The organism is Polaromonas sp. P1_G2 (assembly GCF_056405515.1).
In genome coordinates, this window is record NZ_JBFUBY010001470.1 from 1 (window position 1) to 397 (window position 397).

1 protein-coding gene is annotated in these 397 nt (G+C 65.2%); it reads left to right on the forward strand.

All coding sequences use genetic code 11. The features are described 5' to 3' along the window. Positions 1-397: hypothetical protein (locus tag AC1D0P_RS31125; RefSeq protein ID WP_477680254.1), on the forward strand; the 397-nt coding region annotated here is incomplete at both ends.

A 397-nucleotide genomic window follows, 5' to 3' on the forward strand; every position in this document is an offset into this window, starting at 1 on the left:
ATCCAGGACAATCCCGATCGCGCCAACAAGCGCGACATCGCCAAGGCCTTCGGCCTTAAGGGCGATACGCGGGTTGAGCTGAAAGCGGCGCTGCGCGCGCTCGAAGACGACGGCATGCTGGAGAAGGATCGCAAGGCGTTGAAGCGGCCGGGCACTTTGCCGCCGGTCACCGTGCTCGATATCACCATGCGCGACACGACCGGCGAACTGATCGGCCGTCCGGCAGAATGGCCTGAAGATGGCGGTGTCGCGCCCGCGGTGCTGATCCGTCAGTCTTCAGGCGGCGAGCGCTCGAAGACCAAGGCGCCTGTCGCCGGAATCGGCGACCGCGTTGTCGCGAAAATTTTCCCCAACAAGGAACGGGGCGGCCCGGCCTATACGGCGCGCGTCATCAAGG